General features: G+C 44.1%; 6 protein-coding genes. 3 read left to right on the top strand and 3 right to left on the bottom strand.

Going from position 1 to position 6,704, the window contains the following annotated elements; genetic code table 11:
- Both L1D11_RS18275 and L1D11_RS18270 read right to left on the bottom strand, forming a co-directional pair.
- Nucleotides 1-161: transposase (locus tag L1D11_RS18275; RefSeq protein ID WP_239862662.1), on the bottom strand; the 161-nt coding region annotated here is incomplete at its 3' end.
- 311 nt (nucleotides 162-472) lie between these two features.
- On the bottom strand, nucleotides 473-3,250 hold the full coding sequence (locus tag L1D11_RS18270; RefSeq protein WP_239832248.1) for an insulinase family protein: 2,778 nt from the start codon (nucleotides 3,248-3,250) through the stop codon (nucleotides 473-475).
- A 306-nt stretch (nucleotides 3,251-3,556) separates the two neighbouring features.
- On the opposite strand from L1D11_RS18270, the gene sixA reads away from it, so the two are divergent.
- Nucleotides 3,557-4,021 carry a phosphohistidine phosphatase SixA gene (gene sixA, locus L1D11_RS18265; protein WP_239832247.1) on the top strand — a complete coding sequence of 155 codons (465 nt, stop codon included), beginning with the start codon at nucleotides 3,557-3,559 and terminating at the stop codon, nucleotides 4,019-4,021.
- A gap of 102 nt (nucleotides 4,022-4,123) precedes the next feature.
- Here sixA and smrB read toward each other — a convergent pair whose 3' ends face one another.
- Complete coding sequence (smrB, locus tag L1D11_RS18260) at nucleotides 4,124-4,654, bottom strand: endonuclease SmrB (protein ID WP_239832246.1); 531 nt, start codon at nucleotides 4,652-4,654, stop codon at nucleotides 4,124-4,126.
- 62 nt (nucleotides 4,655-4,716) lie between these two features.
- Between smrB and prmB the strand changes: the two genes are divergently transcribed.
- Complete coding sequence (gene prmB, locus L1D11_RS18255; RefSeq protein WP_239832245.1) at nucleotides 4,717-5,649, top strand: 50S ribosomal protein L3 N(5)-glutamine methyltransferase; 933 nt, start codon at nucleotides 4,717-4,719, stop codon at nucleotides 5,647-5,649.
- Between the two features lie 266 nt (nucleotides 5,650-5,915).
- Nucleotides 5,916-6,557: a LysE family translocator gene (locus L1D11_RS18250; protein WP_239832244.1), complete on the top strand. Its 642-nt coding sequence runs from the start codon at nucleotides 5,916-5,918 to the stop codon at nucleotides 6,555-6,557.
- The last annotated feature ends 147 nt before the right edge of the window (nucleotides 6,558-6,704 follow it).

The raw sequence follows: 6,704 nt of genomic DNA, 5'->3' as shown, positions 1-6,704 counted from the left end.
GTGCTGGTGTCGCTCTTAACTGCCTTACGCCAACCATAGATCTGGGATTCGTGTAATGACAGTTGCCTCGCTGCCGCAGCTACTCCGACTTTCTCTGCTAGCTTCAGGGCTTCTGCTTTAAATTCAGGGGAATGGATAATACGTTTTTTCTTGCTTGTCATGGTTCACCTCGTTAGTGATTGTACTCACTTAACTCGATGTCCAAAACTGCTGGTGCGGATCATAATACCAATAGTAGTAAATAACACGTCAGTCTAGCTGGTTAAAACACTCGATAACTTCGTTAGAATTTTTAATTGTAGAATAACTATTTATCGAAAAAAAACCTGCCTTGTTCTCAAGCCTTTTTCCTGCGCTATTTCTGATCACTTACTTACTGTGATTGGTATAATAGGAGACCTGCTTTTAAACTGCGTCCAATAAAAAAGGTTAGTGCTTTCACATCAACCTTATGGTTTTCATCCCAATTTAATCAGCCAAGCTCACAGTCTTTCGGGCGCAATTGAAACTCATCAATTGAGCCAATCTCCACACCTGCTGACAACTTCTCATCCTCATTATGAGCATTACCGTGCGCATGCATAATCAGACGATTCGCCGTACGAGGTTTAAGCTGACTCACCACAAAGCGCATCATGTCTGAGCGAGTTAACTCCTTAAGATCTTCTAATACGCGATCTCTCTGGTTGAACTCAAGATCCTTATTGCCTATCGCAACCCATAATCGTTGAGCGCGACCACGCAAGGTGGTATCTGGCGTTGAAATTTGATTCCAGAGACCGCGTTTACTGCTGTACCATTGATAGTCATTAAGTTCTAAGAGCACCATATAAAAGGCATTGAGGAATTCGTCTATTGAGGCTAACAAGTTTGCCGGGGCAGCATTCGGCGATTGTACGTACAATACAATACCTGGGTGCCGGTTCAACGGCATATTACCTGTGCCAACCATATAACCTAGCTGCTGCTTGGTGCGAATCTCATGGAAGAAGGTGGCTGACATCAAATGGTTCGCTAATGAATATAGCGCAATATTTTTAGGCGAAATATCAGAACACTGGTAGTAAACTACAATGGCCGAATCATCTTGATTACATACGACTTCACGTTGGAAGCTGCCGTTTTCACCCAGCATGATTAGCGGACGTAATGATTCTTCGTAAACCTGATTTTGAACACGCAGTGCATCTTTTAGCGTTTCTGCCATCTTGTGCGCATCGGCTTTTTTCCAATCACCATATACAAACATCTCGACATGCAGTTCCGCCAAAATAGCTTGAACAAAAGAAGAAAGTTCATCGACCTTTATTGTTTCAAGCGCTTCGATTAAAACGGAATTGGGCGGATTATTGGGCTGAAGTATTCCGGTCATCGCATTAAACAACTGCGAAATTGGGCGATCTTGCGACGCGTTATTCCAGTTTCTGAGCAATTGATGCTTAATCGTTTCAAAGCGTGTTGGACTAAAGTCGCGTGCTTGGAAACGTTCAAGTATCATGTTTAGTAGTTGTGGTTGCTTCTCGCTAAATCCAGACAGAGTAAGAGTTACCCCGCCCTGATGGGTGTACATGTTGTAGCCTATTCCGGCGATCTCAGCCTGATACGTATCTTTTTCTAGTGAATCTAAGAACATTTCTACACATAAGCGAGTTTTGACGATGTTTCTTGGGCTAGCGACTGAGTGTGGGCTATCTATAGCGATATATACCACACCTTTCGGTACTCGAAATTGGTGGTCTTGGAGGTGCCACAGTTTAAAGCCATCGAGTTCTTCTAACAGTTGTGGGTGGTTAGTATCGCCTTCGAGTTCAGAAGGGTCTAAATCGTAGCAAATAAACGGGTTTTTACTTGGAAGCTCAAACATCCAGTCGGGGTTGATGCATGTAAAGCATTGAATTTGTTCAGCGCTAAATGGCGTGACCGAGTAAGGCGTAAAGTACCATTTCGCTTCCCTGTCATATTCGAAGCCTTGAGCCACGATGGTTATCCGCATGTTGTCGACGGATAAGTAGGGAAGCAAAGAGTGTTGTAACTCTTTATCGAAATGCGACATTTTGTAATCGCCATACACTACATCTTGTTCTTGGTAGTGTTGCATGTTGATTACGAGGTGGCTGACGACATCAAGTGGTCTTGCTGGCTCTTGAAAGCAGAAAGCCGACTCTAAAACGGCTCGTTTTTCGAGATAACGCCACTCTTCGATACCTTGTTGTTCAATGAGTTTGATGTACTGAAATACCGCTTGGACGATGTTATCGGTTTTGGTTAAGCCCTCAAGGGTTAATGAGCAACTTACCGTGAAATCGCGGTAGTTACTGCCGCTTGCCCCCCCCCCAGCAGAGAGTGACGTTATCCAGCCTTTCTCTTTGAGCTGCATCATCAAGCTGCCTTCTCCTTCGTAACCCAATAGGTGTGCGAAGAATGACAGTGGTTTAACACCGTAGTGTTCGTCCATGCTTGGCATCGGGAAGGTTAAGATAAGTTTGCGCACTTCTTTAATCGGCTCAACACGGACTTGCACGCCAGTGCTTAACTCGCCAACAATCGGCACTTCAACTTTCTTGCCTCGTAGGTTGTGATTGGTGATCGTGCTAAAGCGCGCTTCAACCCAGGTTTGCATCTCATCTAATGATTGATTGCCTGACAGTGTTAGTGTCATCAGATCGGCTGAATACTGTTGCTGGTGGAAACTTAAGATCTCTTGTCGAATCGTCTCGCCGTTTCTGTCGCCCAACGTATCGATATTACCGACAGAAAACTTCGAGAACGGGTGATTGTGATTCACCAGTTCTTTGGTAACTTGGTACAAGCGTCGCGAATCGTCGTTGAGTTTCATCTTGTATTCGGAATCAACGGCTTGGCGTTCTTTATCTAATGCTTCTTCGTTGAACAACGGAGCGGTAAAAAATTGGCTGAAGCGATCGAGCGCGGTTTCAAAGGCATTCAATTCAACATCAAAAAAGAAGCAGGTGTGCTCTGTTCCTGTCCAAGCATTGTTGCTGCCGCCATGTTGGCTGATAAAACTTTGGAACTCTCCGATCTTTGGATACTTTTCAGTTCCGAGAAATAGCATATGCTCTAAGTAGTGAGCTAAACCCTCTCGGTCTGTAGGGTCATCAAAATGCCCCACATTGACGGCTAATGCGGCTGCTGCTTTTTGAGCATTTTGGTCCTGAACTAACAGTACACGCAACCCGTTATTTAAGGTTATGTAGCGATATTGATGTTCATCATTGGGGCTTAAGTGCACAAGAGCATCTCCAGAGAAGGTGGTTTTTAAATTATGTACCCGATGATTCGGCGTGCAAACCTTGTGATCATATTTTGGGATATGAAGTTCTTTTTGGTGATTTCTAAATCACTTTTATCGATTTTTATCAGTAATTTATTTTTCTTTTAACAAGATTGTTAAGAAAGTTGAACTCTTTAGCAAGTGACTTGATATAATTATTTATATAGACTGCGGCTCCCTCTGGATTGAGGGCCAAACGCTAAGTAGCGTATCGCTGATATGGGATATATCGACTTTCGAAATGTTACGTAGACAGGACTGAACATGAAAATATTCATAATGCGACACGGTGAAGCAGAACATTTTGCTAACTCGGATGCAGAACGAGCGTTAACTAAGCGCGGTAAGATGGTGTCTCTTGCAGTGGCTCAAGCTGCAAACGAGCAGGGCATCAGCCAGTTCGATAAAGTGCTTGTGAGCCCATATTTGAGGGCACAAGAAACGTGGTTAGAGATCTCTCAGGCGTTTTCTGGAAAGAAAGTAGAAACCTGTGATGATATTACGCCTTATGGAATGTCCGACGATGTGTTTGATTTGACCGTGGCAATGGCTGAAGTAGAAAAACTAGAGACCATTTTATTTGTTTCTCATTTACCTCTAGTTGGCTACCTAACTGCTGAATTCGCAACCGGTATGGCGCCACCGATGTTCCCAACATCAGGTTTAGCGTGTATTGAATTCGACCTTGAGACACAAAAAGGCGAGCTGCTGTGGAACATCAACCCATAACTTAGGGTTTGATAGGACATAGTGCGACAGCCAGAATAGAAAAGGGCACCTCAGTAATTGAGGTGCCCTTTGTTATTTGGTGTGATGTGAACACGACTCGTTTTATTTCTCTGGAATAGAGAGCAACACTAACAGTGCACCATTGCCGCCAAACTCAAGAGGTGCTTGGTGAAAAGCCATCACATCTGGGTGCTGAGCCAACCACAAAGGTACTTTCTCTTTTAAGATGTGCTTACCGATGCCGTGCTGAACACAGGCACACGCGACACCTTCTTTGACACAATGTGCGATCATGGCGCCAAGCTCGCGTTTGGCTTCTTGCTGCGTCATGCCGTGCATATCAAGATAGACGTCAGGTACATAGACACCGCGACGAAGTCGTTTCACTTCATACTTTGAGACATCGTCACGCGCATAGCGTGTTGGACCCTCTTCGCTAAGGTGCGGAATGAACTCATCTGAGAAATAAAACTCGCTATCACTGGCTTGTCTTGCCGTTCGAGTAATTTCTTTTTGTTTGGTATTTCTTTTTGGTTGCTGGATTATGGTATCCTGTTGCAACTTTTTAACGCCCTTTACTGCATCGCTGAACAGGGCGAAATCGTCATCGAAATCGGTGTCTTTTTTGCTCATCAGATTATGAATTCTAATTTGAAACGTAATTAGCAGTATTGTAGCGCTTTTCGGAGACAATTTTGGATAAGATTTTTGTAGAAGAAGCGGTATCAGAACTACACACGCTTCAAGATGTGATTCGTTGGACTGTTAGCCGCTTCAATGCAGCGGGCCTATTTTATGGTCACGGCACTGATAATGCGTGGGATGAGGCGGTACAACTTATTTTACCAACTCTTTATCTGCCGATTGATGTTCCTTCACATGTATTGAACTCTCGCCTAACGAGCAGCGAGCGTCTACGCATAGTTGAGCGTGTAATCAAGCGTATAAATGATCGCACACCAACGGCTTACCTAACGAACAAAGCTTGGTTCTGTGGCCTTGAGTTCTTCGTTGATGAGCGTGTACTTGTGCCTCGTTCTCCAATTGGTGAGCTTATCGAAGCTCAATTCCAACCTTGGTTAACTGAAGAGCCGACTCGCATCATGGATCTTTGTACGGGCAGTGGCTGTATTGCTATCGCTTGTGCACACGCATTCCCGGAAGCAGAAGTTGACGCAATTGATATCTCTACTGATGCATTGCAAGTTGCAGAGCAGAACGTTCAAGATCACGGCATGGAGCAACAAGTGTTCCCAATCCGTTCTGATCTGTTCCGTGATCTGCCAAAAGAGAAATACAACCTGATCGTATCTAACCCACCATACGTGGACGAAGAAGATATGAACAGCCTGCCTGATGAGTTTACTCATGAGCCAGAACTTGGCCTAGCAGCAGGTTCTGACGGACTTAAACTGGTTCGCCGTATCCTAGCTAACGCGCCAGACTACCTAACTGATGACGGCATTCTTATCTGTGAAGTAGGTAACTCAATGGTTCACATGATGGAGCAGTACCCAGAGATTCCATTCACTTGGATTGAGTTCTCTAATGGTGGTCACGGTGTATTCATGATGACTCGCGAGCAGCTAGTTACTTGTGCTGATGAGTTCTCTATCTACAAAGACTAATTAGCACAATGATTGAATCAAAGCCGCACTGAATAGTGCGGCTTTTTTGTTTTTGGCGAGTCATACCTGGTTTGCTTCTATCTTTGAATAAAGGTTTTACTATTTTTTCTGGGGCTAGAATATCACGCTGCTCGTTTAGCCATTTTATAATGTGAAGTGCCGTTCAGTGCCAACGAAAGCTGCAGGGTGAAGTTGATCAAGTTGCACATCTAATTCATATTGGAGATTAAAATTTATATATTCTAGTGAGTTAAGGAGAATTCACGATGAGCTTTGATACATGGATTTACTATCTGATAGCCGTGCTGATCTTGACGGCATCCCCAGGCCCAAGCTCTTTATTGTGCATGACCAAAGGTGTGCAATCGGGCTTCAAATTATCGATATTTACTGCCTTGGGTAGCCTAACGGCGATTACCGGAATCCTCACGCTATCGTTTACGGGACTCGGTGTAATTATTGCCTCTTCTGAAGTGGTATTCAATGTTATTAAATGGACGGGTGCTGCTTATCTTATTTTCCTTGGATGGAAGTCGTTACGTTCGAGCCAGCAAGATTATGACCAACTACCGGGTCAGGAATCAGATTCTAAAGTTGTTAGAGAGAGCATCCTGTCTCACTACGTAAGTGGTTTTATTGTCGGTGCCAGTAATCCTAAAGCGATTCTGTTTTTTACCGCACTTTTCCCACAGTTTATTGACCCATCACTCGCGTTATTACCACAGTTTGCCGTCTTTGCCTCAACCTTTGCTGTGATGGAGCTGTCTTGGTTGTTGGTCTACGCGTATTTAGGCGCAAAGTCGTCGAATTGGTTGTTTGCGAAAGGTCGTGCCAAGGTTTTCAATCGTGTGACAGGGGGCGTGTTTATTGGAGCTGGAGCGCTGCTTTCAACGACTAGTCGAGCTTAACTCTATGATTTGTCAAAGGGTTGAATAGTTACAGAAACTTCTTGGTGTTGTCATAAAAGGTTAACATTAATATGCTTGCTGATTTTAACAAAAAGCCGATATATTGTAGTTACACCATCACGTTCTCAAGGAGAGGCATATGCAGCA

This window comes from Vibrio sp. Isolate32 (genome assembly GCF_022397955.1).
Lineage (GTDB): Bacteria > Pseudomonadota > Gammaproteobacteria > Enterobacterales > Vibrionaceae > Vibrio.
The sequence above is the reverse complement of the archived record's forward strand: the minus strand, read 5'-3'. Positions and strand labels throughout refer to the sequence as shown.

What these genes read in the sequence shown, in the direction of transcription:
- sixA (WP_239832247.1), top strand. Translation starts at nt 3,557, where the DNA reads ATGAAAATATTCATAATGCGACACGGTGAAGCAGAACATTTTGCTAAC.
- smrB (WP_239832246.1), bottom strand. Translation starts at nt 4,654, where the DNA reads ATGAGCAAAAAAGACACCGATTTCGATGACGATTTCGCCCTGTTCAGC.
- L1D11_RS18250 (WP_239832244.1), top strand. Translation starts at nt 5,916, where the DNA reads ATGAGCTTTGATACATGGATTTACTATCTGATAGCCGTGCTGATCTTG.